This window comes from Mesorhizobium sp. M0910 (assembly GCF_040319465.1).
Taxonomy (GTDB): domain Bacteria; phylum Pseudomonadota; class Alphaproteobacteria; order Rhizobiales; family Rhizobiaceae; genus Mesorhizobium.
In genome coordinates this window covers 204,269-228,851 of sequence record NZ_JAMYNZ010000005.1, presented here as the reverse complement: position 1 = coordinate 228,851, position 24,583 = coordinate 204,269, and the positions used below count along the sequence as shown (strand labels likewise).

At 61.5% G+C, this 24,583-nt stretch carries 25 protein-coding genes and 1 tRNA gene; 13 read left to right on the top strand and 13 right to left on the bottom strand.

What is annotated here, in order from left to right; genetic code table 11:
- Positions 1 to 49: 49 nt before the first annotated feature.
- Positions 50 to 403, top strand: coding sequence for a gamma-butyrobetaine hydroxylase family protein (locus NKH78_RS14835; protein ID WP_023717628.1), 354 nt, complete (start codon positions 50 to 52; stop codon positions 401 to 403).
- A 17-nt stretch (positions 404 to 420) separates the two neighbouring features.
- Here NKH78_RS14835 and NKH78_RS14830 read toward each other — a convergent pair whose 3' ends face one another.
- A complete protein-coding gene (locus tag NKH78_RS14830) occupies positions 421 to 849 on the bottom strand; it encodes a nuclear transport factor 2 family protein (RefSeq protein ID WP_352508424.1) in 429 nt (142 codons plus the stop codon).
- A gap of 159 nt (positions 850 to 1,008) precedes the next feature.
- On the opposite strand from NKH78_RS14830, the gene NKH78_RS14825 reads away from it, so the two are divergent.
- Positions 1,009 to 1,620 (top strand): pyridoxamine 5'-phosphate oxidase family protein, encoded by a 612-nt coding sequence (locus tag NKH78_RS14825; protein ID WP_352508425.1) that lies wholly within the window; start codon positions 1,009 to 1,011, stop codon positions 1,618 to 1,620.
- A gap of 27 nt (positions 1,621 to 1,647) precedes the next feature.
- Here the strand turns inward: NKH78_RS14825 and NKH78_RS14820 are convergent, their stop codons facing one another.
- Complete coding sequence (locus tag NKH78_RS14820) at positions 1,648 to 2,100, bottom strand: MarR family winged helix-turn-helix transcriptional regulator (protein WP_352689332.1); 453 nt, start codon at positions 2,098 to 2,100, stop codon at positions 1,648 to 1,650.
- Between the two features lie 47 nt (positions 2,101 to 2,147).
- Here NKH78_RS14820 and NKH78_RS14815 point away from each other — a divergent pair, with 47 nt between their 5' ends.
- A complete protein-coding gene (locus tag NKH78_RS14815; RefSeq protein ID WP_352508427.1) occupies positions 2,148 to 3,056 on the top strand; it encodes an alpha/beta hydrolase in 909 nt (302 codons plus the stop codon).
- Positions 3,057 to 3,091: 35 nt separating this feature from the next.
- Here the strand turns inward: NKH78_RS14815 and NKH78_RS14810 are convergent, their stop codons facing one another.
- Complete coding sequence (locus tag NKH78_RS14810) at positions 3,092 to 3,709, bottom strand: TetR/AcrR family transcriptional regulator (RefSeq protein ID WP_352689330.1); 618 nt, start codon at positions 3,707 to 3,709, stop codon at positions 3,092 to 3,094.
- A gap of 98 nt (positions 3,710 to 3,807) precedes the next feature.
- Between NKH78_RS14810 and NKH78_RS14805 the strand changes: the two genes are divergently transcribed.
- Both NKH78_RS14805 and NKH78_RS14800 read left to right on the top strand, forming a co-directional pair.
- A complete protein-coding gene (locus NKH78_RS14805) occupies positions 3,808 to 4,554 on the top strand; it encodes a 3-oxoacyl-ACP reductase family protein (RefSeq protein WP_352689329.1) in 747 nt (248 codons plus the stop codon).
- Positions 4,555 to 4,777: 223 nt separating this feature from the next.
- Positions 4,778 to 6,670, top strand: a complete 1,893-nt coding sequence (locus NKH78_RS14800) for a L,D-transpeptidase family protein (protein WP_352689327.1) — start codon at positions 4,778 to 4,780, stop codon at positions 6,668 to 6,670.
- Between the two features lie 11 nt (positions 6,671 to 6,681).
- Here the strand turns inward: NKH78_RS14800 and NKH78_RS14795 are convergent, their stop codons facing one another.
- The 4 genes from NKH78_RS14795 to NKH78_RS14780 form a co-directional block, all read right to left on the bottom strand.
- A complete protein-coding gene (locus NKH78_RS14795) occupies positions 6,682 to 7,158 on the bottom strand; it encodes a hypothetical protein (RefSeq protein WP_352736659.1) in 477 nt (158 codons plus the stop codon).
- Positions 7,159 to 7,285: 127 nt separating this feature from the next.
- Positions 7,286 to 7,537 carry a PepSY domain-containing protein gene (locus NKH78_RS14790; protein ID WP_254817240.1) on the bottom strand — a complete coding sequence of 84 codons (252 nt, stop codon included), beginning with the start codon at positions 7,535 to 7,537 and terminating at the stop codon, positions 7,286 to 7,288.
- A 218-nt stretch (positions 7,538 to 7,755) separates the two neighbouring features.
- A tRNA-Val gene (locus tag NKH78_RS14785) sits at positions 7,756 to 7,830 on the bottom strand.
- Between the two features lie 102 nt (positions 7,831 to 7,932).
- Complete coding sequence (locus NKH78_RS14780; RefSeq protein ID WP_352736478.1) at positions 7,933 to 8,616, bottom strand: phosphoglycolate phosphatase; 684 nt, start codon at positions 8,614 to 8,616, stop codon at positions 7,933 to 7,935.
- 144 nt (positions 8,617 to 8,760) lie between these two features.
- Here NKH78_RS14780 and rpiA point away from each other — a divergent pair, with 144 nt between their 5' ends.
- From rpiA to gor, 3 genes are all read left to right on the top strand, one after another.
- Entirely contained in the window at positions 8,761 to 9,492 is a 732-nt protein-coding gene (rpiA, locus tag NKH78_RS14775) for a ribose-5-phosphate isomerase RpiA (protein WP_352736477.1), read from the top strand.
- Entirely contained in the window at positions 9,479 to 10,057 is a 579-nt protein-coding gene (locus tag NKH78_RS14770; protein WP_352508431.1) for a DUF2059 domain-containing protein, read from the top strand. Before rpiA ends, NKH78_RS14770 begins: the two co-directional genes overlap by 14 nt.
- A 117-nt stretch (positions 10,058 to 10,174) precedes the next feature.
- On the top strand, positions 10,175 to 11,563 hold the full coding sequence (gene gor / locus NKH78_RS14765) for a glutathione-disulfide reductase (RefSeq protein WP_352777873.1): 1,389 nt from the start codon (positions 10,175 to 10,177) through the stop codon (positions 11,561 to 11,563).
- A gap of 53 nt (positions 11,564 to 11,616) precedes the next feature.
- Here the strand turns inward: gor and mgtE are convergent, their stop codons facing one another.
- The 4 genes from mgtE to NKH78_RS14745 form a co-directional block, all read right to left on the bottom strand.
- A complete protein-coding gene (mgtE, locus tag NKH78_RS14760; protein ID WP_352736473.1) occupies positions 11,617 to 12,981 on the bottom strand; it encodes a magnesium transporter in 1,365 nt (454 codons plus the stop codon).
- Between the two features lie 271 nt (positions 12,982 to 13,252).
- Positions 13,253 to 15,142, bottom strand: a complete 1,890-nt coding sequence (locus NKH78_RS14755; RefSeq protein WP_352478859.1) for an ABC transporter ATP-binding protein/permease — start codon at positions 15,140 to 15,142, stop codon at positions 13,253 to 13,255.
- A gap of 709 nt (positions 15,143 to 15,851) precedes the next feature.
- Positions 15,852 to 16,529 (bottom strand): DsbA family oxidoreductase, encoded by a 678-nt coding sequence (locus NKH78_RS14750; protein WP_254817233.1) that lies wholly within the window; start codon positions 16,527 to 16,529, stop codon positions 15,852 to 15,854.
- Between the two features lie 23 nt (positions 16,530 to 16,552).
- Positions 16,553 to 18,373, bottom strand: coding sequence for an extracellular solute-binding protein (locus NKH78_RS14745; RefSeq protein WP_352777875.1), 1,821 nt, complete (start codon positions 18,371 to 18,373; stop codon positions 16,553 to 16,555).
- Between the two features lie 231 nt (positions 18,374 to 18,604).
- Between NKH78_RS14745 and NKH78_RS14740 the strand changes: the two genes are divergently transcribed.
- Positions 18,605 to 19,234: an invasion associated locus B family protein gene (locus NKH78_RS14740; RefSeq protein WP_352478856.1), complete on the top strand. Its 630-nt coding sequence runs from the start codon at positions 18,605 to 18,607 to the stop codon at positions 19,232 to 19,234.
- Positions 19,235 to 19,355: 121 nt separating this feature from the next.
- On the opposite strand, the gene hspQ is transcribed toward NKH78_RS14740, so the two are convergent.
- Both hspQ and NKH78_RS14730 read right to left on the bottom strand, forming a co-directional pair.
- A complete protein-coding gene (gene hspQ, locus NKH78_RS14735; RefSeq protein ID WP_023675043.1) occupies positions 19,356 to 19,679 on the bottom strand; it encodes a heat shock protein HspQ in 324 nt (107 codons plus the stop codon).
- A gap of 221 nt (positions 19,680 to 19,900) precedes the next feature.
- Positions 19,901 to 21,109 (bottom strand): UbiH/UbiF family hydroxylase, encoded by a 1,209-nt coding sequence (locus tag NKH78_RS14730; protein WP_352508435.1) that lies wholly within the window; start codon positions 21,107 to 21,109, stop codon positions 19,901 to 19,903.
- Between the two features lie 61 nt (positions 21,110 to 21,170).
- Between NKH78_RS14730 and NKH78_RS14725 the strand changes: the two genes are divergently transcribed.
- The 4 genes from NKH78_RS14725 to NKH78_RS14710 are packed head-to-tail and all read left to right on the top strand — an operon-like array spanning position 21,171 to position 24,545.
- Positions 21,171 to 22,109: a DUF2182 domain-containing protein gene (locus NKH78_RS14725; protein WP_352777877.1), complete on the top strand. Its 939-nt coding sequence runs from the start codon at positions 21,171 to 21,173 to the stop codon at positions 22,107 to 22,109.
- A gap of 13 nt (positions 22,110 to 22,122) precedes the next feature.
- Complete coding sequence (locus NKH78_RS14720; protein WP_352736469.1) at positions 22,123 to 22,737, top strand: DUF1326 domain-containing protein; 615 nt, start codon at positions 22,123 to 22,125, stop codon at positions 22,735 to 22,737.
- A gap of 35 nt (positions 22,738 to 22,772) precedes the next feature.
- On the top strand, positions 22,773 to 23,549 hold the full coding sequence (gene pcsA / locus NKH78_RS14715; protein WP_502893794.1) for a phosphatidylcholine synthase: 777 nt from the start codon (positions 22,773 to 22,775) through the stop codon (positions 23,547 to 23,549).
- Positions 23,550 to 23,567: 18 nt separating this feature from the next.
- Positions 23,568 to 24,545, top strand: coding sequence for a quinone oxidoreductase family protein (locus NKH78_RS14710; RefSeq protein WP_352736467.1), 978 nt, complete (start codon positions 23,568 to 23,570; stop codon positions 24,543 to 24,545).
- The last annotated feature ends 38 nt before the right edge of the window (positions 24,546 to 24,583 follow it).

Here is a 24,583-nt window from a genome sequence, read left to right as displayed (position 1 = left end):
CGACACGAAGCGGCGTAGGGAAGGGCGGTTCTCCGCAGGATCCACCACCATGACAGCGCCGAAGGAACTCAGGGTCTCGAAAGATCGCAAGCTGCTTTCCGTGACCTTTCCGGGACATCAGCCGTTCGAGTTGCCGGCCGAGCTTCTGCGGGTCGCCTCGCCATCGGCCGAGGTGCAGGGCCATTCGCCCGAACAGCGCGTCACCGTTCCCGGCAAGCGCAATGTGGCGATCCTGAAGATCGAGCCGGTCGGCAACTATGCCGTGCGCATCACCTTCGACGATTTCCACGACACCGGTATCTTCACCTGGAACTACCTGCATACGTTGGGTCATGAGAAGGACGCACGCTGGGCCGCCTATCTCGCCGAGCTGGAAGAGAAGGGGCTGAGCCGCGACCGCTGAATGGTTTCGCGGTATGCTCAGCGCAGGATCGCCAGGATCTCGCCGGTGTCATAGTAAAACGGCGTGCCTTCGATCAGTCGGTCATCCTTGAAGCGCAAGACTTCGGCAAACGGCTGTATGATTGTTGCACCAGTGGCTCGCGACGTCAGCGAAAGCATGCAGCTCATGAACACCACGTTATCGTTCTGGGCGGTTTGAAGATCCTCCACCGCCACGTCGCTCCAGATTTCCCGCATCTTGCGGAAAAGAGCGCCAACGCCGTCGAGGCCATTCCAGTCACCGGCATAGGGCAGGGACTGCGGCTCATGCACCACAATCTCGGCATGGAATGCGCTGGCAAGCACATCGAGGCTTTCCGATCCTGATTGCAGGAAACGCATTTCAACATTGAACATGTTTTCAATAAGTTCCATGGCGGTGCGTCGCCGGTCGAGCGGTTTATCCATTTTCGGTCTCCGTATCCGTCGGTGCGATTGTGTAGGTGAAAGCGGTTTGCCCTTCTTCGCGTTGCCTCGACACCCGTTTCCTGATGACCGGCAAGCGGGCACGATGTCGTGAAAACGTCATGCATCTGGAGCAGCCGGCAAAGCTTTGGAGACGAAAACATGTCCATGATCACCAGCGTCGAACAGCTCGAAACGCTCTATGGCCCGCCTGGCGAGGCGTCGGTGGTCAAAGAACTCGATCAGCTGATTCCCGAATACGCAGCTATCATCGAGGCTTCGCCGTTCGCCGTGCTCGCAACCTGCGGGCCTGAAGGGCTGGACTGCTCGCCGCGCGGCGATCTCGCCGGCTTCGTCCGCATCCACGATCCGAAAACGGTGATGATGCCAGACCGGCGCGGCAACAACCGTGCCGATTCGCTAAGGAACATCCTTCGCGATCCGCGCGTCGCGCTCCTGTTCCTGGTGCCGGGTTCCGGCACGACGCTGCGCGTCAATGGCCGCGCCCACATCACCACCGATGCCGCGCTCTGCGACTCGTTCGCAGTCGAAGGCAAGCCGGCGCGCTCGGTGACGGTCATCGAGGTCGATGCGGTCTATTTCCAGTGCGCCCGCGCCATCCACCGGTCGGAGTTGTGGAATCCGGCAAGGCATGTCGACCCGAGATCGCTGCCGACTCCCGGCCAAATTCTGGAAATCACCAGCCGCAAGAACATCGACGGCGAGGTCTACGACAAGGAATGGCCGGAGCGCGCGAAAAAATCGATGTGGTGAAGCACTTGTTGGTGGAGCGCTGGGCTGTCAGGCGGTCTTCAAAACCTCGGCAACCCTACGCATCTGTTCGCCGATCATGTCGCATTGCTCCGGCGTCGACTGGCTCATCGCCTTCTCGATCAGCGCCATATGGACCTTCAGCGCCTGCATCAGCAGTGCCTCGCCGGTCTCGGTCAACGTCAGCCGCAGCACGCGCTTGTCCTTCTCGTCGCCCTCGCGGCGCAGCAGGCCACGAGTCTCCAGCTGCGGCAAAAGCATGGTGATGTTGGAGCGACCGACCAGCAGCCGGCGAGCGAGGTCGTGCTGCGACATGCCGGGATGACGGTAGAGGTTCATCAGCACGTCGAGCTGCGCCGGCTTCAGGTCGAGCGGCGCCAGCTTCACCGCCAGGGTGCGTTCCAGCACGTGGCATGCGCGCGCCACTGCCACCCAGTTGCGAAAGCGCGGGTTGTCCCAGGGCAGGTCTTGCTTAATGTTCATGTTTGAACTATTATGTTCATGCTTGAACCAATGAATGGATCGCCACTATGGCATCATTTGGACTGAAGGTCATCCGCGGCACGTTCGGAGTGGCTGAGCATGTGGCACCGCGACTCACCGGGCGCGCTGCATTCGAGCTGTTCTGCCGCACGCCGCATGAGAAGAGCTTGAGTGAAGGCGAGCGCCGCGCAATCGATCGCGCCGCCGATTTCATGACCCAGGCACGACATCACCGGCTAAAGACCAGAACCGGCTGCGTCATGGTGCATGAATTCCGGCCCGAGCCGGGCAGGGCCACTGCCGGCACCGTGCTCGTCATCCATGGTTGGCGTTCGCGCACCGAATACATGCGCACGCTGATCGAAGCCTATCGCGATGCTGGCTATAAGGTCGTCTCGCTCGACCTGCCGGGCCACGGCCAGTCGCAGGGCCGCCGGCTTACCCTGGTCAGTGCGGTCGACGCGGCACGGGTTGCCGGCGAATGGTTCGGGCCGTTTGCCGCGATCGTCGGCCATTCCTTTGGTGGTGCCGTTGCCGCCAATGCAGTTGCCGGTTCAATCAGGAACATCCCGCGATTGGCGGCCGGGCGACTGGTGCTTATCGCTGCGCCGAGCTCACTGCCGGCAATCTTTGCTGATTTCAGTCGCATGCTGAATGTCGGCTCGCGCTCGCAGGTCGCCATGGCCGACCGGGTCGAGCGTATCGCCGGCCGGCCGTTGCACGAGTTTACCGGTGATCGCCAGCTGGCAAGCACGCTGCTGCCGACGCTGGTGATCCACGCGCCGGACGACCGCGAAGTGTCCGCCGATCATGCAAGGCTCTACGCGCGCGCCGGAGACCATGTGCGGCTGTACTGGGCCGACGGGCTCGGCCACCGCCGCATTCTCGCCGACAGGGGTGTGGTGGAGCGTGCCGTTGGCTTCGTTGCCGGCAGGCTGGAGCCGTCTCTGCAGTGATCTGAATGTCTGGTCTTGTCTGCCGGGTTCGATCGTCACGCCGCCACCCCGGTGCCGGCCATCGCTATCCAAGCCGCCATTGCCCCGGCCACCGTCGCCAGAAGGGCCGAGCGCGACGCGCCGTCGCGCGCCTGGATCGACATGCCGTGCTGCACGGTGGCGTAGAAGGTCGCGGCCGTACCGCAGTCGAAATCGGCCGGCAACTCTCCTTCGGCCACGCCACGCTCGAAGCGTCTCAGCAAGGCTTCGCGGTTTTCGGCGCGGCGACGGCGCAGATCATCACAGATGGCGCCGCGGCTTGAGTCCTGGTGCAATGCGGCGAGCGCGATAAGGCAGCCTTGCGGACGACCGGTCTGTGAATAGGCCCTGGCAGTCTGCCGCAGGAACCGCTCGACGGCCTGGCGCGCGGTCGGCGCCTTTTCCAGCGCGGACCAGATCTCGGTTCCCTCGACCCGCGTGTAAAGCTCGGTTGCCTCGAGAAATAGCGCTTCCTTGCTGCCGAAGGCGGCATAGAGGCTGGGTGAGTTGATGCCCATTGCAGCGGTCAGATCGCTTATCGACGCGCCCTCATAACCCTTGAGCCAAAACACTTCCATTGCGCGCCGCAAGGCGGCGGCTCGATCGAAGGTGCGGGGGCGGCCTCGTTCCGGCATGGTATCCTTTCTGTATTGATCGATACATAATTCAGTTGACGTGGTTCAGCAAGGCTGGCAGATATTTATGTATCAATCACTACAAAATGGAGAAGCAGATGTCATCCAGAAGCTTGAACGGCAAGGCCGCCCTCGTCACCGGCGGCAGCCGCGGCATTGGTGCGGCGATCGCAAGAAGGCTCGCGGCCGACGGCGCAGGCGTGGCGATCACCTATGTGAATGGTGAGGAAAGGGCACTCGCGGTGGTCAGGGAAATCGAGGCGGCCGGCGGCCGGGGCTTTGCCATCAAGGCCGACAATCGCGATGCTGCGGCGATCGAGGCGGCAGTCGATGAGGCAGCAAAAGCCTTCGGACGGCTCGACATCCTCGTCAACAGCGCCGGCATCTGGCGCGCTGCGCCGATCGATGCTCTGTCGCTTGCCGACTTCGATGAGACGATGGCGGTCAACCTCAGGGCCCCGTTCGTCGCCGTCAAGGCGGCAGCAGCACATATGGGCGAGGGTGGCCGGATCATCTCGATCGGCAGCAATCTGGCCGAGCGTGCCACCGACGCCGGCCTGAGCGCTTATTCGGCCAGCAAGGCTGCCTTGGTTGGCCTGACCAAGGCCTTTGCCCGCGATCTCGGTCCGCGCGGCATCACCGCCAATGTCGTCCATCCGGGGTCGACCGATACCGACATGAATCCGGCAGCCGGCCCGCACGCCGAGCATCAGCGCCAGAAGATGGCGATGCCTCGCTTCGGAACGGCCGACGAGATCGCCGGCATGGTCGCCTGGCTTGCCGGTCCCGAAGGACGCTTCGTGACAGGCGCGGCATTGATCATCGACGGCGGCGCAAACGCGTGAGACTTGGTCATTGGACGGTTGCCGTTCTGGCCGAGGACGGCGACGGATTCGCTTGACCCGTCACGACCTTGTGAAACCGTTCTGCAACAGACGTTCCGAAATTTATGGAAGCTTAACGAAATCAGTATGAATCAGTGTAGTCACGCCTTACATCCGCCATGGGGTGGGCGAGACCGTGAAAGCGGTGCGGAACGGGATCCGGTTCAACCGGAGCGGGTGATCCATGAAACTCCTTGGAAACAAAGCAACCGTGCTGCCGTTCGCGGTGGCCGCGGCAATGCTGGCCTTCGGGACGCCGCAGGTTGAAGCGCAAGGGTTCTTCGACATGCTTTTCGGCGGCGGCGTCAAACACGCACCGCCGAAAGGTAACTTTCCGCCGCCACCGTCAAAATACAAGCCCAAGGCGCCAGCCGCTTCCGGTGGGGGTGGTGGTGCGCAAATCAGCAGCCCGTCCTATTACACCTACAAGAGCGATCCGCTGGTGCGCGTCGATTTTTCGGCACTGTCGGCAGCGCCTGAACCGGCAACGCCTCAGGATGCTGCATTCGAGCCGACGGCCACCGGGGCTGCATTCCGCGAAGCCATTGCCGGGCTCGACGGCTATGATCTCTACGCCGAGAAGGACATCGCCAAGGCGCTGATCGCGTACTACTCAGCCAATCCGGATTTCCTCTGGGTGACGGGAACCAGTCCCAACAGCCGTGCCGAGGATGCTGTGCGGGTGCTGGGCGAGGCCGCGAGCTACGGCCTGACGCCCGCCGACTACACCGTCGAAGTTCCGGCAGCAGGCGCATCGGCGGGCAATGCCGATGAGCGCCTGAAAGAGCTGGTTCGCTTTGAGATGGCGATGTCGGCCCGTGTCCTGCGCTACGCCCGCGACGCACAAAGCGGCCGCGTCGATCCCAACCGCATCACCGGCTACTACGATTTTCCGCCGAAGCCGCTCGACATGGAAGGGGTACTGAAGACGCTGGCCCATACCCAGCAAGTGCGCACTTATCTCGAATCACGGCATCCACAGAATTCCGAGTATCAGGCGCTGCGCGTCGAACTGGAATCGCTACAGGCCAGCGCCGAGGACGAGATCGTCGTCGATCCCAATCTGCTGTTGAAACCGGGGCAGACCAGCCCCGAGCTGCCGAAGCTTTTGACAAGGATCGCGCGCAATCTCGATGACGAGATGGGCGGTGCCTATGGCGAGGTGCTGGCGAGGCTCGCCACCAGCGAGGTCTACGATCCGGAGCTGGTGCCGGTGATCAAGGCGGTGCAGAAACGGGCCGGCATGAAAGGCGACGGCGTCATCGGCCCGCGTACCGTTGCATCGTTGGCCGGAACGTCCAAGGCCGACAAAATTCAGAAAGTTCGGGTTGCGCTCGAAGAGTTGCGCTGGCTGCCTTCCGACCTCGGCAGCCCGCGCGTCTTCATCAACCAGCCGGCTTTTACCGCGAGCTATATCGACGACGGCGAGGAAAAGCTGAAGACCCGCGCCGTGGTCGGCAGGCCCACCAACCAGACTGCTTTCTTCTATGATCAGATCGAGCAGGTCGACTTTCATCCCTATTGGGGCGTGCCGCAGTCGATCCTGGTCAACGAGATGTTGCCGCGGCTGCGGCGCGATCCTGGCTATCTCGACCGCGCCGGCTATGAGGTGGTCAATGCCCGCGGCAAGCGCATTCCCTCATCCTCAGTCGATTGGGGTGCCTATGGCGCAAAGATACCCTACGGCGTGCGCCAGTTGCCGAGCGAGGCCAATGCGCTGGGCGAGCTGAAGATACTGTTTCCCAACAAGCACGCCATCTACATGCACGACACACCACAGAAGTCATTTTTCCAGCGCGACATGCGCGCGCTCAGCCATGGTTGCGTTCGCTTGCAGGATCCGCGCGGCATGGCGGCTGCCGTGCTCGGTACCTCGGTCGACTACATCGAGGACAGACTGAAACACGGACATTCGACCGAGGACGTGACACGCAAGATCCCGGTCTATGTCGCCTATTTCACCGCATGGCCGGACCTGTCCGGTACCGTCGAATATTTCAATGACGTCTACGGCCGCGACACAAGGCTGCAGCAGGCGCTCGACAGCACGGAAGCGGTGCGTTCGCCGGCCAGCTGAGAGATACGGTTCTAGCGCTGAAACAGTGGGCGCCGGAAACCCGCATCGCGTCCGGCGATGAGCCAGTAGACCAAGCCCGCGACAACGCCTGCCGCGGCAATGATGCCGATATCGGCCCAGCGCTCCGGGTTCGTGTCGTCCGGTACACTGGGCCAGATCAAGGCGAAGCCGCCAACCGCGGCCGCCGCGCCGAAGACCATGTGCAGCCAAAAACTGCGCAGCGAGAAAAACTCGGCAATCAGTGCGAAGATCAGCGTCTGCAGGCCGGTTATCACAATCGTCAGAAAATAGATGAACATGCCGAGCGGCGGCAACAGCAGCACCGCAACGGGGGTGACACCCATGACGTCGAAATAATTCGGCGCATTTGGCAGCGAACTCAGCCCGCCATAGATCGCCGCCACCGCGATCAGCCCAACCAGTACCGCTATGAAATAACCCGCGAGCACCATCAAAAAGCGTTTCAATACGTGCTTTACCGTCGCCATGCCCACCCCCGCGCGCAATGATAGCACCCAGTCAGCCATCAAAGTCATATCTACGCAAGGGTGTGCCGAAGGCCGCGGGCCTTCGAGGAGCGGCATTTTTTAGAATCTGGACCGTTGGCGGCCAGCCTCATTTCGGCGCGGCTGTCACCGGATCATAGGTGATTTCAACTTTCGCCTTGTCGTTCGTGTAATAAATGACGGTGTAGGCGCCGCTGTCCCAATCGATTTCCTTGATGTAGCGGAAGTCGTCGCGCTGCTCGACCTTGGCGATGATTTCCGACAGCTTCTTGGCATTCTGCGGCGGCACCGGATTTTCGTCCGCGGCAAAGGCCGATCCGCCGACAAGCAGCACGGCGGCCGCCAAAACAAGTCTGGACATGGCTTTCCCTCACATTGCGATGAGCAGAAACTCATCTACATACGGGTTTGTTCCCGGACTCGGGCTTGCGGATCGTCCAGACCGGCAATTGTGCTAAGCGTAAGTGTGCCTGTCAGTCTTATAGCTTGCGGAAAAGCGCACGGAAAACCAATGCGATCATGCGCTGGTTCTCGATCACGGCAGCCTTCCCCGTCGGTGATGGCTAAGTGCCGAAAAGATGGTGGGCGATGCAGGGATTGAACCTGCGACCCCACCCGTGTGAAGGGTGTGCTCTCCCGCTGAGCTAATCGCCCGCTCGTTGCCCGAAGGCCAAGCGCGCCGCGATATAAGGGAGGCCGGCCTGCGAAGTCAACCACTTGTCGGCCGTCATCTGGCCGTCTGGACTATGACCGGCTTCAGCCTTCTGCCGCGGCCATCAGCACTTGTACCAGATCGAGCGTTAACGAATCGAAATGCGAGATCACCGCCGACGGTTCGAACTCCCGCACATGACGATCGGTGTAGCCGAAATCGACTGCCACTACCGGAATGCCGGCGGCCTTTGCCGTGTCGATGTCGGTCTGCGAATCACCGACCATCAGTGCACGGTGCGGATCGCCGCCGGCACGCGCGATGGTCTGCGTGAGATGGCGCGGGTCGGGCTTGCGGAACGGAAAACTGTCCTGGCCGCAGATCGCCGCGAAATGCCTGGTCATACCGAGCGCCTCGATCAGCGCCACCGAATTGGCCTCATATTTATTGGTGCAGATGGCCAGCAGGTAACCGGCTGCCTCGAACCGTGCGATCGCCTCGGGAACGCCCGGGTAGGGGCGCGATTTGCCGGGAATGTTAACGGTGTAATGGTCCAGAAACAGCTTTAGCAGGCGATCGTGCTCCTCCACGGCCAGCGACCTGTGTTGCGCTGCATGGGCGCGCTCGATCATCACGCGGCCGCCATGGCCGACGAAACGCTTGAAGCCGGCTTCGTCGACGGCCGCGAGCTGGCTGGCGGCAAGGCTGTGGTTGAGACTGTCGAGCAGGTCCGGCGCCGTGTCGATCAGCGTCCCGTCGAGGTCGAACACGATGGTCGGTCGGGTCATGGCCTGTCCTGTGACGATTCGATTGCCGGCAGGCGATAACCGCTGCGGCCCGTTCAGGCAAGCCGGCTTATCCACCGCGGGCAAGGTCCTTTGACCAGCTCGGCAAAAATGCTACGAGCGCCGAAACAAATCTTGGGGCCCGGCATGGATGCGAGGCAATTGAAGGTTGAGGCCGCGCGGACAGCGCTGGCCCATGTGACGGATGGCATGCGGCTCGGCATCGGCACCGGCACGACAGCGGATGAGTTCGTGCGGCTGCTCGCCGACAAGGTCGCCACCGGCCTGACTGTCATCGGCGTGCCGACCTCGGAGCGCACCGCCGTCCTTTGCACCGAGCTTGGTGTGCCGCTGTCGACCCTCGAGGAAACACCGGAGCTCGACCTCACCATCGACGGCGCCGACGAGATCGATCCGGCGCTGACATTGGTCAAGGGCGGCGGTGGCGCGCTGCTGCGCGAAAAGATTGTCGCGGCGGCCTCCGCCCGCATGATCGTCATCGCGGACAGCTCCAAGATGGTCGAGATGATCGGCCGCTTTCCGCTGCCCATCGAAGTCAACCGGTTTGGCCTGCGCGCCACCGAAATTGCGGTTGGCGTGGCGGCTGCAAACCTGGGCCTTTCCGGCCCTGTTACATTGAGGATGACGGGGACCCAGCCATTTGTTACAGACGGCGGCCATTTTATCCTCGATGCATCTTTTGGCCGCATTCCGGATACAAGAGCGCTTTCGAATGCTCTCCACTCCATTCCCGGCGTGGTCGAGCACGGTCTTTTCATCGGGCTGGCGACAACGGCCATCATAGCCGGCGGCGACGGCATCCAAACCGTCCATGCCGCCCGAAAACCAAGGAGTTTTACCGATCATGATGTTGCATAACCGGGTTGGCCGCTTTTTTGCCATTCTGGCGGCCTCGGCCGTTTTCGCGTTTTCGTCGCCGGCGTTTTCGCAGGACGTCACTGATGCGCATCTGAAGGCGGCGCGTGCCGCGGTCGCGGCGATCCATGCGACGGATACGTTCGACAACATCCTGCCGCAAGCGGCCGCGGCGCTCGAGCAGCAGCTGATCCAGAAGAACCCGGACATGCAGGAACTGATCGCCAAGACGATCAACGAGAAGGCGATGGCCTTGGCATCGCGCCGCGCCGACCTGGAAAAGGAAGCAGCGCTTGCCTATGCAAAGGTGTTCTCGGAAAAGGAACTCAATGAAATCGCCGCCTTCTACAATTCCGAGTCCGGCAAGAAGCTGCTCGACAACGGCCCGATCGTGACGCGCGAACTGGTGAAGGCTGCCGAGATCTGGCAGAACGGCTTGGCTCGCGATCTCGCCCAGCAGGTCGGCGAGACCCTGGGTGCAGCGGCGAATGCCAAGGCGCAGGCTGCACCTGCCGAGGGTGCCGCCCCGGCAGACGGCGCTGCTCCCGCGGACGCCACGCCGAATTGATCAAGGACTTCCGAGTGGCCTGACCGCCACTGGACCAGAAAGCCCGGCAAGTCCGGGCTTTTCTTTTGGTGGCTGGCAGCCTACCTGTCTCGTTGTTTGAGGGGCAGGAGCTGGACCATGGCCGGTTACGACTACGATCTTTTCGTCATCGGCGGCGGCTCCGGCGGGGTGAGGGCGGCGCGCGTCGCGGCTCTACTCGGCAAGCGTATCGGCATTGCCGAGGAATTTCGTTACGGCGGCACCTGCGTGATCCGCGGCTGCGTGCCGAAGAAGCTTTATGTCTACGCCTCGCAATTCCCCGAGCATTTCGCCGACGCTGCCGGTTTTGGCTGGACGGTGCCTGAGGCGCATTTCGACTGGCAGAAGCTGGTCGCCAACAAGGACCGCGAAATCAGCCGGCTGGAGGCCGTCTACAAGAAGAACGTGCAGGGCGCCGGCGGTGAGGTCTTTCATTCGCGCGCCACCCTGGTCGATCCGCATGTGGTGCATCTTCTCGGTGAGGATCGCACCGTTACCGCCGACCAGATCCTGATCGCTACCGGCGGGCGCCCGGCGCCGCATCCGGCATTGCCCGGCCATGAGCACTGCATCTTTTCCAACGAAGCCTTCGACCTCAAGGAGCTGCCGAAGGCAATCATGATCGAGGGCGGCGGCTATATCGCCGTCGAATTCGCCAATATCTTTCATGGGCTGGGCGTCGACACGACTCTGGTCTATCGCGGCAAGGAGATACTCAGCCGCTTCGACATGGACCTCAGACGCATGCTGCACGAGACGATGGAAAAGAAGGGGATAAAAATCCTCTGCCACGCCGTGTCCGAGTGGGTCAGGAAGCGCCCTGACGGCCGGCTCGACGCGCTTGTCACCGGCGGCACCGTGCTGACGGTCGACCAGGTCATGCTCGCCATCGGCCGCATTCCCAATACCGAGAACATGGGGCTGGAAGGCGTCGGCATCGAGATGACCAAAACCGGGGCAATCCAGGTCGACGAATACTCCCGCACGAACATCGACAACATCTGGGCGATCGGTGACGTCACCCACCGCGTGCAATTGACGCCGGTGGCGATCCACGAGGCGATGTGCTTCGTCGAGACCGCCTTCAAGGACAATCCGATGGCGCCCGACCATGACACGATCGCTACCGCAGTCTTTTCACAGCCCGAGATCGGCACGGTCGGCCTGTCGGAGGATGAGGCGGCAAAGCGCTTTTCGGATCTTGAAATCTACCGCGCCACCTTCCGGCCGATGCGGCACACGCTTTCCGGCCGCGATGAAAAGATGCTGATGAAGCTGGTCGTCGACGGCGCGTCGAAAAGAGTCCTCGGCGCCCATATCCTCGGGCCGGACGCCGGCGAAATGGCGCAGCTTCTCGGCATACCGCTGAAGGCCGGGCTGACCAAAGATGATTTCGATCGCACCATGGCGGTGCATCCGACCGCGGCGGAAGAACTCGTCACCATGTACAAACCGACTTACCGGGTGAGAGATGGTGAGCGCGTCTGACGCGACGACGACCCATCGCGGCAACGAGATTGCCGCGATGGAAGTGCGTGATCTTACAGCAATGTTCCGCGCAGGATTACCAGCGCCACAGAAAAATAGATCACCAGCCCGGTGACGTCGACCAGCGTGGCGACGAACGGGGCCGATGCGCTGGCCGGGTCGAAGCCGATGCGCTTCAGGGCGAACGGCAACATCGATCCAGACAGCGAGCCGAAAGTGACGATGCCAACCAGCGTGGCGCCGATCGTCATTGCGATCAGCGGCCAGTGCGGGCCGTAGTCGTAGAAGCCGAAATATTGCCAGAGCGCGATGCGGCCGACGCCGACTACGCCAAGGATCGAGCCAAGCACCAGGCCGGTGGGCAGCTCCCGCAGGGCCACCCGCCACCAGTCGCCAAGGCCGATCTCGCGCAGCGCCAGGGCTCGGATGACGAGCGAGGTCGCCTGCGAGCCGGAATTGCCGCCGGAGCTCATGATCAATGGAATGAACAGGGTCAGCACGATCGCCTTTTCCAGCTCGCCCTCGTAGCTCTGCATCGCATTGGCGGTCAGCATCTCGCTGATAAACAGCGCACACAGCCACCCGGCGCGCTTCTGGATCATCGCCAGAAAACCCATCTTCATATAGGGCTCGTCGAGAGCCTCCATGCCGCCGAAACGATGCACGTCCTCGGTCGTTTCCGAGATCATCGTATCGATAATGTCGTCGATGGTGACGATGCCGAGAAGCTTGCCGTTGTCCACGACCGGGACGGCGAGCAGATCATATTTGGAGATCAACTGAGCAACCTTTTCACTATCGGTCAGCGGTGAAACAGTGATAGGCGCACGATCCGGCGCTATTGCCATGATCAGTTCGTCGGGTTCGCCAGCGATCAGTCGACGCAGGCTGGTCGAGCGCAACAGGACCTGCGTTTGCGGATCGACGATGTAGATCGCGTAGACGGTTTCGCGCGTCCGCTCGACCTTGCGAATGTAATCCAGCGTGCGGGCAACGCTCCAGTCCGGCGGCACGCTGACATATTCAGTCGTCATGAGCGAGGCGGCGCTGCCCTCGGGGTAGCCGAGAATAGCAAGCAGCGTCGCGCGCAGCGGTGGCGCCAGGCCGCCGAGCAGCTCGGAACGAGCCGGTTCGTTCAGATCGCGCAGTATGTCGGCGGCGCGGTCGACCGACATGGCGGCAAGCAGTCTGCCTGCCTTGATGCGGGGTAGTGCCTCGACGAGTTCGGATGCGCCGTTGAGCTTCGGCTGGTCGAAGATCTCGACCAGCCGCTCGAACGGCACTTCGCAAAGCAGCTCCGATGCCGTCTCGCGGGGCTCCTGGTTCAGCGCCTCGACCATGTCGGCGACGTGTTCGTTGGCAAGTACGCGGGCGATGGCGACGGCGTCGCCGCCCGCAACGGGGGAAAACTCGTTCATGGCTCACTCCTTGCCGTCCGGCAGGACGTGAGCCTGTCAGATCACGTCAAGCGGACGGCGGTTGCGTTCGACTGTGACTGTCGCCAGGCATGGCGCGGTGACCTTTCTGCTCGCGAGTTCGGATTGAGATTCTGCAAGCCGGCGCAACATAGGAGCGCGCCTTGCCAAGTCAATCGCGAGAGCGGGTTAAAACGGCGGCAAACCGACTGGATCGCGAGACTGTGATCGGGCTACGTGGCAGGCTGGCTGGATGCTGGCAACGGTGCCGCAGCTATCTCTGCTTAAGCCGGCGGGGAAAGCGCAGCCACTTGTCCTCGGCCGGCCGCGTCGGCTGCGTGAGGATGGTGGTGAGCTCGACCGGCAAGCTCGGAACCAGCGGCTTCTTGGTGGCGACGCCGTCGGCGATCGCAACGACGCTGTGGTAGAATTCGGTGCCCGCGAGCGATCTCGGCGGCGTCGCCTCATGCATGATCGAGATCACAGTTGCATCAGGGCAATTGTCCTTGATCGCCTGGTGGAAGGCGATCCGTCCATCGGGATCGAGAGCGCCAGTGGCTTCATCGAGGAACAGCAATCCCGGCTGCTGCAGCACGATACGGGCGACAACCAGCTTCTGTTTCTGCCCACCCGAGAGAACCTGATCCCAGATCTTTCCTTCACGGCTCTCATCGGCCAAATGCTCGATGAAATCGCCGAGGCCGGCCTTGTGCAGGGCGGATGCGACCTGCACGTCGGGATAATCATGCTCGGAACCCGGCAGGCAGACCAATTGCTTCAGCGAAACCTGCTGCAGCTTCACCTCCTGGGCGGCGTAGAAACTCCTGACCCCTTCCGGGAAGACGATGGTGCCGCGGCCATAGGGCCAAAGGCCGTTGATCGCCTTGATCAGCGAGGTCTTGCCGCAACCGGATTCGCCCTTCAGGAAAGTCCATTCGCCACGCCGGAAGCGCAAGTTCGCGGCACTCAGGAAGGGCGTTGCGTCCTCGCCCTGATGCGCCAGCTCTAGTTTCTGGATGGTCAGGCCGAAAACAGGGTTTTGGCGGTCGTAGCGAAAATCGGAGCGGCCGGTCTGCTGATAAAATTCCTGCGGGTGCTGAACGTTTTCGATCGCGTTTGCGAGTTCGGTGACGCGCTGGCTGTTGGCCCGCAGCGCGGCGATGGCAGGCATGACATGGATGAACCACGAGCATTGACTGATCAGCGAGTTGACCATCTCGGAGCCGGTTATGTAGCCCTTGAGATCGAACCCGTTATGGATGAAGGGAACCAAGCCTGGCCCGTAGGCGACAATGCGGGCACCGATGAAATTGTAGATCAGCTCGAACGAATTGTAGCCTGTGTTGACGATGTTCAGCCGCGCCCAGGTGCGGTCGATGTCGACATAGCGCTGGCTGTGCACTGCCTTCTGCACGTTCTCACCTTGCGATGCGGCGACATGAAAACTGCGGCGCAGAAAGGTGATCAGCTCGCCGCGATAGCTGCCTTCGGCTTGCTGCATCCTGACATTGAGCCGTTCCAGCAGCCTGCCCAGCTTGACGGCGATCCAGGTGTTCAACGGCACGTAGGTGGCGACTGCCAGAAAGGCGAGGACGGCGCTGCCATAGCTGCCGAGGAACTCCAGCCCTTTGACCTCCGCCGAGTGTGCAAGCAGTTGCTGGCCGACGAAATACAATGAAGTAGCAACGGCCAAAACCCCCATCGCGAGGCCGATGGCGCCGCCCGTCATATCCTTGATCGATTCCTGGATGCGCTGGTCGATATTGTCGGGAGCGGCGGCACCTGACGAGCCATGCTGAGCGTGGAAATGGGTGTGATTGGAATCAAGCAGGGCTTCGTTGAACTGGCTGTCCAGCCAGCCGCGCCACTTGCGATGCAACGTTGCGGATACCAGGCTGCGGATACCGGTAAAACCCGCATCCTTGAGCAAGACCAGGAGGACAAGTATCCCGGCATTGGCCAGCAGTGTCTGAAGCGGGGTGGTGTTCGCGGCATCATGGAAAAAGGCGATCGAGTTGACCAGCTCTCCGGATGCTACGGCAAACCACACGCCTGACTTGCTGGAGAGCGCGGTGAGCAGCGCGATCACCAGCGTCAAGGTCCAGGCTTCCACCCACTTGTCCGAAAACCAGTAGGCCCGCATCAGGCCCCAGAAGCTGCGCATCGACGATACGGGCGTAAGGGGCGACTGCCTTGCGGCACCGCGGAGCCATTTTTCCGATATTGAATGTCGCGTTGGTCTATCGACCCGAATCACTATCCCGCCCAAACGATTTTTCTTTTATTACGGACAGTAACACCAATTGATCATTTTCCATTAGCTTTTCACCAGCCGCGGGTGGCTTAACTCGCCGGCCGTTGCAGTGGAGCAACAGAGTGGATGATCACGGGGCTGTGCCGTCGGAATTCTAGGCGCTTGATATCAATGCAATTTCAATATGTTACTTGCCTGCACCGGAGAAAGTAGGGACCTTCCCTTGGGGAAGGCCCTCACACAGCTTTGTGAACGTAGAAGCGCCGTCCAGCGGTCGATCTTCACAGCCTGAACCGATCTTCAGCGCGCCCTTACGGCCAGGTCCGACCTCGTTGGCGGCCAGAACGCGACCTGTATGATTCGTGGGTGAAGCCGCCTTGTCGGGAGAGCCCGTAATCAGCCAAGCAACGACGTTGCCCCTACGTCCAGGATGCGGACCGACATGGATTCCGACACAGATCACGAACCCGGGCGAGCAAGGCCTACGGCAACAGCTGGAGCTAGGGGCTGTTTTCCTGCCAGTCCTCCACCAAGGGATTGACCTGCACCGCCAAGCATGGCCATGGCTTTTTCGTCAGCAAGGCGAAGGTGACGGTGAAATAGTCGAAAATAGCCCAGCTCAGTTCGCCGTCTCCAGTTCGCCGCGTGCCTTGGCCGCAGCCACCTGGCGCAGCGCATCGGCAAGCGTATCGGCGTCCTGGGCGCCCATCACCGCATATTTGCCTTCAAGCAGAAAGCACGGCACGCCCGATATGCCCATGCGCGAAGCAGTGGCGATTTCGGTGCGCACCGCCTCTACATCGGCGTCCGTCGACAGAAGCGTTTCGACGACGGAGGCATCCATGCCGGCCTCGCGGGCGGCTTCGATCAGCACGGCATGATCGCCGAGATTGGCGCCTTCTTCGAAATTCAGCTGGAACAGCCGGCGCACCAGCCGGTTCTGAACGGCCTCGCCGGCCGTCCCGGCCCAGCGAATGAGCCGGTGCGCATCCAGCGTATTGGGCGCGACCTTGATGGCGTCGAAGGCAAAGGAAATCCCCTCAGCCTCGCCCAACGGCTCGATCCGGGCATGGATCTCGCGGATGCGTTGCTCGCTGCCGAATTTCGCTACCATGTAGTCGCGGCGGTTCTTGCCTTCGGGCGGAATCGTCGGGTCGAGCTGGAAGGGCCGCCAACGTATGTGAACGTCGATGTCGACTGCGGCAATCGCCTTGTCGAGCCGTTTCTGGCCGATAAAGCACCAGGGGCACACGACATCGGAGACCACATCGACGGTAATCGAGTTCTCGTCGTTCATCTTGATCTCCTGTTCTGAAGAGGTCACTTCGGTTTGCGCCACCAGGTCGGCAACTGATAACCGTATATGGGCGTCTTTTGCGGATGTTCCAGATAGTTCCAATAAGCAAGCCATTGCCGGTTGTTGTGCTGGGTCGGCACCATGTAATTGCCTGAGATCAGCAGCCGGTCGAGGACCCGGACAGCAGCGACATAGTCCCCCTTCGAGCGAGCTCTCAACATCGCATCGATCGCCGCGTCCACTGCGGGGTCGGCGACACCCGCTAGGTTGAACGAGCCTTCGGCCTTGGCGGCGGCGGATCCCCAGCGCCCGGCTTGCTCGATACCGGGCGACAGTGAGTTGTTGAAACCGGTCGAGCCGACCAGCACCTCGAAATCGAAACGCTGCTTGCGCGACTGGATCTGATCGCCGTCGAGGCTGCGGATGCCGACATCGATGCCGAGCTTCTCAAGCGTGCGCTGATAGATAGCGGCAAGTCGCTCTTCGTCCTGCGAGGCGGTCAGGATCTCGAAACCGAACGGCTTTCGCTGGGGATCGAGCATCGCGCCGTGCTGCACCGTATAGCCCGCGCTCTTCAGCAGCTCGAATGCCGCCTTCAGCACCTTGCGGTCCTGGCCGGAGCCATCGGTAACGGGCGGCCTGTAGGTGCCGTCCATGACATCTGCGGGCACGCGGCCGGGGTAGGGGGCCAGCAGGGCCTTTTCCTTTTCGCTGGCCGGGTGGCCGAGCGCGGACAGCTCGGAATTCTGCCAAAAGCTCATCGTGCGCGTGTATTTGCCGCCGAACAGATTCTTGTTGGCCCATTCGAAATCGTAGAGCATGCCGAGCGCGCGCCGCACGACCGGATTGGAAAATTTCGGCAGCCGCGTGTTGAACAGGAAACCGTTGACCACCGGCGGAATGCCGGTATCGAAAGTTTCGGCGATGACCTCGCCCCTGTGGAAGGCCGGAAAGTCGAGATCGCGCTCGCGTTTGACTGGGTCGCTGTCGTCGTCGATGGCGCAGATGCCTTTCTTGAACGCTTCCTGCTTGGCGTTGGCGTTGAGGAAATACTCGATGGTGATCTGGTCGTAATTGTCGAAGCCGCGCTTGGACGGCACGTCCTTGCCCCAATAGTGCGGATTGCGCTTGAACACGATGCGCTGGCCGGGCGCGACTTGCGCCACCATGTAAGGCCCGCTGCCGATCACCGGCTTCAGCGTCGTCCTGTCGAAAGTGTCCTTGTTGAACGCGTGTTTCGGGATGATCGGCGTCAGCGCAATGATTAGGGGAAATTCGCGGTCCGCCTTTTCGTTGAAGGTGAAGCGCACACTGCGGTCGCCGGTCTTTTCGAGCTTGGCGATCGCTTTCATTCGCTGGCTGTAAGGTGGCCGACCCTTCTCGGTGAAGACATCATAGGTGAACAACACGTCTTCCGGCGTCACCGGCTCGCCGTCCGACCATTTGGCCCTGGGATCGAGGTGGAATTCGATGCTCTTGCGCTCGGGATCCATGTCGGCGGTATCGGCGAGCAGGCCGTAGAGACTGAAGGCCTCGTCGTAGTTGCGCTGCATCAACGGCTCGAAGACAAGATTGCCAAAAGCTTGATCCATCATGCCGCGCGCGGTGGTGCGCAGACTTCTCAGGATGAACGGATTGAGATTGTCGAAGCTGCCGACGACACAATAGGTAATGCTGCCGCCTTTCGGCGCGTCGGGATTGACGTAGTTGAAATGATCATAGTCGGCCGGCAGCGCCGGCTCGCCCTGCATGGCAAGCGCGTGCTTCGGTTCCGACAGGGCCGGCTGCAGGGAAAGGCCGACAAACAAGATTGTGGCGATCAGCCAAACGACAACGCGGCCCATGACCGTCTCCTTCCCGATTCGATGCGCAGCATACATGAGCCGGTCGTGCACCGGCCAATCCCTCGACCCAGTCCCTCGGCCAAGATTCGCGCGGCCCGGGCTGGATTCGGCGTCGCTTGCAGTGTAACACGCCGTCCGAAGTCATTCTGTTGCCTCATTTCGGCAACAGGTAGCTGGACCACACGGCATGAAAAAAGCCGGTCCCGGGATCATTTGAGAGGAATGCACGACATGACGAGCCTGAACAGCAACGCGTACCGCCTGTCGGTCATGGCCGCTGGCGTGGTCGGCATTCTGGGCGCCGGCATTCCCGCTGCTGTCGCGCAGCAGCAACAGCAGATTCCGCAAGGCTGGTTCAAGGCCTGCACCAAGCAGGAAGATGTCGACATTTGCAACGTCCAGAACATCACCACCGCCGGCAATGGTCAGCTCATCACCGGCGTCAGCCTGATCGAATTGAAGGGCAAGGTGAACCGCAAGGTGTTCCAGGTGACGGTTCCGACTGGCCGTCTGGTTCCTCCCGGCATCGGCCTCCAGATCGACGCCGGCAAGGCGCAGAAGCTCGAGTACGTGATCTGTTTCCCGGATCGCTGCGTGGCGGAAGTGCCGCTGACCGATCAGCTCGTCGCGTCCTTCAAGAAAGGTTCGAACCTGACGCTGACCTCGGTCAATTTCCAGAACCAGCCGAACCCGATCAAGATCGCGCTGACCGGCTTCAGCGGCGCCTTCGACGGCCCGCCGCTGCAACAGTCGGACATCGAGGACCGACAGAAGAAGCTCCAGGAGTTCGTCGCCAAGAACAATCAGGATTTTGCCAAGAAGCTCAAGGAAGAGCAGGAAAAGGCGAAGGCCGCCAACTGATCGACGGGTTTTCGAACAAAACAAAAAGCGGGGTTCATGCCCCGCTTTTTTATTGAATCGGCTGATTATCGGGTCAAGACTTGTCTCAAGCCTGTCCGAGCCCAGCCAGATCCCGACTAAGTCAATGTCTCAATTGGTGCTTCGGCTCGTAGCGCCCGTCCGGCTTCTTGTCGAACATTTCACCAATCTGCGGATGCCGAACCGGTTCGCCCGACCGGTCCTCGAGTAAATTCTGCTCGGACACATAGGCGATGTATTCCGTCTCCGAATTCTCGGCGAGCAGATGATAGAAGGGCTGGTCCTTGCGCGGCCGCACGTCAGCGGGGATCGCCTCGTACCATTCGTCGGTATTGGCGAATTGCGGATCGACGTCGAAAATGACGCCGCGGAACGGAAACAGCCGGTGGCGAACCACCTGTCCGATCGAGAATTTGGCTGTCTTCATCGCACTCACCACTTGAACTTCTTGAACGCCACGCATCCTGGAACACGCAACGAAACGCTCCAGGACTTTAGATTCTTACACACCGGTCAGGCAAAGATCGGCCCAGGCCTTACGGTCGATATCGTCATTATTTGGCGCAGACGCCGCGTCAATTCAATCCCGATCAACTTGATGCCGGGTTGAGCATCACAAGATGCGGATCAAGGGCGGCGCCACGATCGCTATCGCGCGGCCGCTTTTCGCAATCCGCCAAAAAACGCCGCAAAACCGCTGCCGGGTCGAAGACCCTCGCGCATGAAAAACGCCCGCAACGGCGCAAACCCCTCAAGCGCGCCAAGACCAGCACTGCGCATCAGCTGGGCCGGCAGCATGTCGGAAAGCAACGACATGTTCAGCAGGTTGACCGCGCTGCTGCGCGCCAGAATGTCCGGCCGCCGCTTGAAATCATAGGCTGCAAGCGCCTGGGCGGCGCCCGGGTCCGAGCGGTTTCTGCTTGCGGTACCAATCAGGTCGTCAATGTCCCGGATGCCGAGATTAAGCCCTTGCGCGCCGATTGGGGGAAACACGTGGGCGGCTTCACCGACAAGTGCCACGCGGCGATGCGCAAACCGCCACGGGCTCACCGCTGAAAGTGGGTAGACCTGCCGGCCGGGCTCAACCGACACGCGGCCCAGCATCGATTGCATCCGCTGTTCGACCCGCGTCGAAAGCTCGGCCTCGTCGAGTGCTGCAAGATCCTTGGCGATTTCGGGTTCGAGCACCCAGACAAGGCTGGACCGGTTGCCGGGCAGGGGAACCTGTGTGAACGGACCGGTCTCGGTGTGGAATTCGGTCGAGGTGAATGCATGGTCGCTGCGGTGACCGAAATTGAGCACCAGCGCCGCCTGCGGAAAGGATCGGACCGAGGTCCGGATGCCGGCTGCCTCGCGGGCCGGCGATTGACGGCCATCGGCGGCAACTGCCAACGATGCCTCGATCTCGCTACCGTCGGCGAGAACGGCATGTGCATGGTCGGCATCGAGGCGCCATGCCTCCACCATCGACTTTCGCCATTCGATGCCCGAATGCGCGACAGCCTCGGCTAGCGTGCGGTTGAGAACGCTGTTGGGCAAGTTCAGCCCGAATTGCTCTTCGTTGATCTCGCTGGCGCGAAAGGTCACTGTCGGGCTGCGGATCAGCCGGTTGGTTGCGTCAACGATACGCATCACCTTGAGCGGCGCTGCGTGCGGCCTGATTCCGTCGAAGATCCCTAGCCGTTCGAACATCTTTAGGGCAGGGTTCATCAAGGCTGTCGTCCGGCCGTCGGGGCCGGCAGCGTCGGGTCCGACGAGCGTCACGGGAAAGCCCGCCTCGGCAAAGCCAAGCGCCGCGATCAGCCCCGCAGGGCCGCTGCCGGCGACCAGTATCCGTGCTGTTTCCCGATGGTTCAAATTCGGCTTCCGGATTGCGAGGTGAGGCCTGTCCGACCTGCTGGTCCATATAGGTCAGGTGATGCGGCTTGATCAACGCGGCGATTCGGCCCATTCGGTTGCCATGACCGGCCAACAAGACGATTTCAGCCACCTCGACGGTACCGGCCGCGCGATGGCGAGCGTTGCGCGCAGCCCTCGACTGACCGTGAGCGTTGTTGCCGGCATGGGCATCGCCCTTGCCTGGCTCCTTCTCGGCGTAATGGCAGTTCGGGGGGCGGCAAGCCGGCTCCCGGGCGCTGATGTACCGGGCGACGCCGTGCTGGAATACCTGCCGCTACTGCCGTTGCCGGATTTCCTTGCGCGTTTCTTCGCCCTCTGCCTTGCGCCGGCGCCGCTTCGCGCAAGCCTAGGCGCGCAAGGCGGGGCACTCACCGCGATGTGGCTGTTGATGGCCATCGCGACCATGCTGCCCTCCGCGGCGCCGATGATCCGCACCTATTGCGAGATCGCGGATACCGCCCGGATCAAGAGGGAGCCGGCCGTCCATCCGCTGATCCTGGTCGCTGGATATTTGAGCGTCTGGCTTGTCGCCTCGGCAATGTTCGCTGCCCTGACGCTCGCAATCCATGCATTCGCCTCATCCGGGCAGATGCTCGATCCACTGGTTGGAATTGCCGGGGCAGCCGCGCTGTCGATCGCTGGTCTCTATCAGTTCAGCTCGCTGAAGGAAGTCTGTCTGGACAAGTGCAGAAATCCGTTCTCGGTCCTGTTCGCCAACTGGAGCGCCAGGCCCATTCGTATTTTGCGGCTAGGCATGAAGCAGGGCCTGTGGTGCCTTGGATGCTGCTGGGCGCTGATGCTGGTAATGTTTGCCGTCGGTGTGATGAACGTGTTCTGGATGGCGCTGATCGGCTTGTTCAGCCTGGTCGAAAAACAGACGGCAGGCAATCTGCCGCCGCGGCTGGCCGGTGCGATACTGCTTGTCTGGGCAGCAGCGCTACTAGTAGTCTCGACATGAGGGGGACAATTCGATGACAGACCAAAGCTGGGCAATGAAGGGAGAACTCGTCCTCTCCTGCAATTGCACGGTTTTTTGCCCTTGCGTTCTGTCGCTCGGCAACCATTCGCCTACGGAAGGCTATTGCCAAACCTGGGCGGGGTTCCGTATCGATGCCGGCCATTTCGGCGAGGTCGACCTGTCCGGTCTCAATCTTGGGCTGATCATGGAAATCCCCGGCTATATGAGCCGCGGCAATTGGACGGCCGGCCTTTTCATCGACAAGCGCGCCTCCGTTTACGCTGTGAAGGGACTGACGAAGATAGTCACCGGCAGGGCCGGTGGAACCACATCGCTGCTTTCCATCCTGGTCGGACAGGTCCTCGGCGTCGAGCAGGTGCCGATCACCTATGAGACGCGTGAGAAAACACGCATCTTCCAGATACCGAAGCTCATCGATGGTGCGGTGACGCCGATCACCGGCAAGGATCGCGACAAGGATACGGTCATCAGCAATTCGGAATACTGGATTGCGCCGGAAATCATCGTCGCCAAATCCGACAAGAGCAAAATGCGGGCCTTTGGCCGCAACTGGAACTTTGCCGGCCGTTCGGCCGAAATCTGCAAGCTGGACTGGCGGGGCCCGTGAGCAAGAAGACGACGGCCAGGAAAATCGCCGACCGGATTCCGCGGCCGAAGAAGAAAGTCACCTGGCCGCAGGCGCGGGCGTTCTCGGTCCATCTCTTGACCGCGTCGGGCTCATTCCTGGCGTTTCTGTCGCTAGTGGCAGCAAGCGAGCAGCGCTGGACGGCGATGTTCTGGTGGCTGGGGCTGGCGCTTTTCGTCGACGGCATCGACGGGCCGATCGCCAGGAAGCTCGATGTCAAGGAAATCCTGCCGACTTGGTCGGGCGAACTGCTCGACAACATCATCGACTACGTGACCTACGTGTTGATTCCGGCCTTCGCGCTCTATCAGCGCGGCTTCATGGGCGAGCGCCTGTCGTTCCTGTCGGCGGCGATCATCGTGGTGTCGAGCGCAATCTACTATGCCGATACCGGCATGAAGACGAAGGAAAATTTCTTCAAAGGCTTTCCGGTCGTCTGGAACATGGTGGTGTTCACGCTGTTCGTCATCGAGCCCGGACAATGGGTTTCTTTCGCCGTGGTCGTGGTGGCCGGCATTCTCACCTTCGTGCCGATCAATTTCATCCATCCGGTGCGGGTGAAGCGGTTGCGGCCAATCAATCTCGGCATGACGCTGCTTTGGTGCGCTTTCGGCGCGCTGGCGCTGGCGCAGGCCGCACTTGCCTCCTTCTACGACCAGATCGGCGTGCTGGGCGAGCAGGTCAGCGATTTCATCAAGATCGGGATTACGGTCACCGGGCTTTACCTCGCTTGCATCGGCGCTATCATGCAGTTCTTCCCAAATCTCGGCGCCAAGCCCGATAAGAAAGCCTGATCCCAAGAGAGCCAGAAAATGTCCAAAGCGATCCGCATCCATGCCCATGGCGGCCCGGAGGTCCTGACCTATGAGGATGCCGATCCCGGGCAGCCGGGCTCGGGACAGATCCTGGTCAAGCATACCGCGATCGGTCTCAATTTCATCGACGTGTATTATCGCTCTGGCCTTTATCCGCCGCAGGGCGGATTTCCGCTGATCCCCGGCGGCGAGGCGGCCGGCGTGGTCTTGGATGTCGGCTCGGATGTCGACTGGCTCAAACCCGGCGATCGCATCGCCTACGCCGTGACGACCGGCGCCTATGCCGGGCAGCGCGTGATCGCCGCCGACCGCGTGGTGAAGGTGCCGGACGGCATCAGTGACGAACAGGCCGCAGCCATGATGCTAAAGGGCATGACCGCCGAATATCTGTTGCGCCGTACATTCAAGGTGAAAGCCGGCGACACGATCCTGTTTCATGCGGCGGCCGGCGGTGTCGGGCTGATCCTCGGCCAATGGGCCAAGCATCTTGGCGCGACAGTGATCGGCACGGCGAGTTCCACCGACAAGATCGAGCTCGCCAAGGCGCATGGCTTCGACCACGTGATCAACTATCGCGAACAGGATTTCGTGGCCGGCGTTGCCGCTATCACCGGTGGCGAGAAATGCGACGTTGTCTACGATTCAGTCGGCAACGACACATTTCCAGCCTCGCTCGATTGCCTGCGGCCGCTCGGCACTTTCGTCAGCTTCGGTCAATCGTCTGGGCCGATCCCGCCCTTCAGCATCTCGTTGCTGGCGCAGAAGGGCTCGCTGTTCGCAACGCGGCCGACACTGTTCGTCTATAATGCCAGGCGCGAAGACCTCGAGGTTTCCGCCGCTGCCTTGTTCGACGTGGTGCTCAGCGGCGCCGTCAAGATCAAGATAAACCAGCGTTACGCGCTCAGCGAGGCCGGCAAAGCGCATTCCGATCTCGAAGGGCGCCGGACCACCGGGACAACAATACTTATCCCTTAGGTGCCCGCCGTTTCGGGCCGCCGACGCCGCCGTTCTTG

What these genes read in the sequence shown, in the direction of transcription:
- NKH78_RS14820 (WP_352689332.1), bottom strand. Translation starts at nt 2,100, where the DNA reads ATGAACATTAAGCAAGACCTGCCCTGGGACAACCCGCGCTTTCGCAAC.
- NKH78_RS14815 (WP_352508427.1), top strand. Translation starts at nt 2,148, where the DNA reads ATGGCATCATTTGGACTGAAGGTCATCCGCGGCACGTTCGGAGTGGCT.
- NKH78_RS14790 (WP_254817240.1), bottom strand. Translation starts at nt 7,537, where the DNA reads ATGTCCAGACTTGTTTTGGCGGCCGCCGTGCTGCTTGTCGGCGGATCG.
- NKH78_RS14720 (WP_352736469.1), top strand. Translation starts at nt 22,123, where the DNA reads ATGACAGACCAAAGCTGGGCAATGAAGGGAGAACTCGTCCTCTCCTGC.
- NKH78_RS14770 (WP_352508431.1), top strand. Translation starts at nt 9,479, where the DNA reads ATGATGTTGCATAACCGGGTTGGCCGCTTTTTTGCCATTCTGGCGGCC.
- mgtE (WP_352736473.1), bottom strand. Translation starts at nt 12,981, where the DNA reads ATGAACGAGTTTTCCCCCGTTGCGGGCGGCGACGCCGTCGCCATCGCC.
- NKH78_RS14745 (WP_352777875.1), bottom strand. Translation starts at nt 18,373, where the DNA reads ATGGGCCGCGTTGTCGTTTGGCTGATCGCCACAATCTTGTTTGTCGGC.
- gor (WP_352777873.1), top strand. Translation starts at nt 10,175, where the DNA reads ATGGCCGGTTACGACTACGATCTTTTCGTCATCGGCGGCGGCTCCGGC.
- NKH78_RS14810 (WP_352689330.1), bottom strand. Translation starts at nt 3,709, where the DNA reads ATGCCGGAACGAGGCCGCCCCCGCACCTTCGATCGAGCCGCCGCCTTG.
- NKH78_RS14750 (WP_254817233.1), bottom strand. Translation starts at nt 16,529, where the DNA reads ATGAACGACGAGAACTCGATTACCGTCGATGTGGTCTCCGATGTCGTG.
- NKH78_RS14755 (WP_352478859.1), bottom strand. Translation starts at nt 15,142, where the DNA reads ATGCGCAGCTTCTGGGGCCTGATGCGGGCCTACTGGTTTTCGGACAAG.
- NKH78_RS14805 (WP_352689329.1), top strand. Translation starts at nt 3,808, where the DNA reads ATGTCATCCAGAAGCTTGAACGGCAAGGCCGCCCTCGTCACCGGCGGC.
- NKH78_RS14835 (WP_023717628.1), top strand. Translation starts at nt 50, where the DNA reads ATGACAGCGCCGAAGGAACTCAGGGTCTCGAAAGATCGCAAGCTGCTT.
- NKH78_RS14740 (WP_352478856.1), top strand. Translation starts at nt 18,605, where the DNA reads ATGACGAGCCTGAACAGCAACGCGTACCGCCTGTCGGTCATGGCCGCT.
- hspQ (WP_023675043.1), bottom strand. Translation starts at nt 19,679, where the DNA reads ATGAAGACAGCCAAATTCTCGATCGGACAGGTGGTTCGCCACCGGCTG.
- NKH78_RS14725 (WP_352777877.1), top strand. Translation starts at nt 21,171, where the DNA reads ATGCGGCTTGATCAACGCGGCGATTCGGCCCATTCGGTTGCCATGACC.
- NKH78_RS14710 (WP_352736467.1), top strand. Translation starts at nt 23,568, where the DNA reads ATGTCCAAAGCGATCCGCATCCATGCCCATGGCGGCCCGGAGGTCCTG.
- NKH78_RS14800 (WP_352689327.1), top strand. Translation starts at nt 4,778, where the DNA reads ATGAAACTCCTTGGAAACAAAGCAACCGTGCTGCCGTTCGCGGTGGCC.
- NKH78_RS14830 (WP_352508424.1), bottom strand. Translation starts at nt 849, where the DNA reads ATGGATAAACCGCTCGACCGGCGACGCACCGCCATGGAACTTATTGAA.
- NKH78_RS14795 (WP_352736659.1), bottom strand. Translation starts at nt 7,158, where the DNA reads ATGGCGACGGTAAAGCACGTATTGAAACGCTTTTTGATGGTGCTCGCG.
- rpiA (WP_352736477.1), top strand. Translation starts at nt 8,761, where the DNA reads ATGGATGCGAGGCAATTGAAGGTTGAGGCCGCGCGGACAGCGCTGGCC.
- NKH78_RS14825 (WP_352508425.1), top strand. Translation starts at nt 1,009, where the DNA reads ATGTCCATGATCACCAGCGTCGAACAGCTCGAAACGCTCTATGGCCCG.
- NKH78_RS14780 (WP_352736478.1), bottom strand. Translation starts at nt 8,616, where the DNA reads ATGACCCGACCGACCATCGTGTTCGACCTCGACGGGACGCTGATCGAC.